2 protein-coding genes are annotated in these 1,322 nt (G+C 59.7%); both read right to left on the bottom strand.

The window, feature by feature from the left end:
- Positions 1–946, bottom strand: a 946-nt coding sequence (gene tnpC / locus RS75_RS24950; protein WP_045025285.1) for an IS66 family transposase, incomplete at its 3' end; no start/stop codon positions are given.
- 53 nt (positions 947–999) lie between these two features.
- The coding region (gene tnpB, locus RS75_RS24945; protein ID WP_045025284.1) for an IS66 family insertion sequence element accessory protein TnpB at positions 1,000–1,322 on the bottom strand (323 nt) is incomplete at its 5' end.

The raw sequence follows: 1,322 nt of genomic DNA, 5'->3' as shown, positions 1-1,322 counted from the left end.
ATATGCCGCGGTAGTCACCAAGGAAGGTCTGCGGGTGGATCTGGCCGCGCCCCGGCCGATAGTCGAGCAATACGATTGGCTCGTCACTGTCCTCGCCGCTGCGATACGCCCACATGTACGATGTGCTGGTGACTTGCCTGTCCTTTTCCTTGAGGACTTGAACCGTCGTCTCATCGCCATGCATGAGAGGCTGCGATCGCAACCGCAGTTTCAGCGCATCATAGATGCGGTGCAGGTGCTTCTCGCTTGAGCCGATCACCCAGTGAGCGAGAGCGCCGCGGCTGATCGGAACACCAGCACGCTCGAATGTCTGAGCCACGCGGTAGAGCGGTGTGCCGTCGACGTATTTGTGGACGAGTGCGAACGCCAGCGTCGAGGCGGTAGCAATGCTGCCTGGCAGGGGCTGCGTCGGCATCGGTGCGATAACGACGGGCGTGTTGATCCCGGTGCGGTCGCAATGACGGCAGGCATACTTGAACCGCACATTCTGTAGGACCTTTGCCTTTACCTCGATATGGAGCTGTTCGGTAACAGCCTCGCCCATGCGATGCATCTCACCCTGGCAGCAGGGACAAGACTTCTGATCGTCGGGGAGGTCATATTCGACGCGCTCGCGTGGCAGGTCTTCCGGCAGAGGTCTGCGTCCACGCTTCTTTCCCGTTTGACCTTCTACCGCTGGCAGGCCGGTGTCCGGAAGCTCGACAACATCGCCTTCCTCGCTGTCATCCTCGACCGCAGCCTCTTCGGCCTCGTTGAAGAGACGATCAATGTGCTTTTCACTGCGGGGGGCAAAGCGATGGAGCCTTGCGAGTGCCAGCTCTTCTTCCAGCTTGACGACCCGCTGCGAGAGCGCTTCCTTCTCGGCTTTGAGCGCAGCGATTTCGGCAGCATTGGCCGCCAACTGCGCCATCAGCTCTGCAACACCAGGATCGCCGGTTCGAGTCATCGTAGTTTTGAATCTGAACCGCCTCTGCGCGTCAACAGCTCAATTCGCCATCCTCAGCCGGCGATCTGATATTGCCGCACCGGATGGCGGATCATCGCATCGATATCGATGCCATCGAGGATCCAGTGCAGTTGCTCTGTCGTCAGCATGACCACCGGCACCTCGCGACGGGGCCATCGGAACTTGTCCTCGGTCAACCGCTTCAGGACCATCACAAAACCGGACCGATCAAAAAACAGGAGCTTCATCCGGTCACGCCGGCGATTGCAGAAAGCAAAAACCGCAGGCGCAAAAGGATCCAGCGCCATCGTCTCCTGGACCAGGACCGCAAGGCTGTTGATGCCGGCCCGAAAGTCGATCGGTTCGCGATGCAGGT

It is taken from the genome of Rhizobium nepotum 39/7, assembly GCF_000949865.1.
GTDB classification, from domain to species: domain Bacteria; phylum Pseudomonadota; class Alphaproteobacteria; order Rhizobiales; family Rhizobiaceae; genus Agrobacterium; species Agrobacterium nepotum.
Note: the sequence above shows the minus strand (reverse complement) of the source record. Positions and strands in the feature narration are given on the sequence as shown.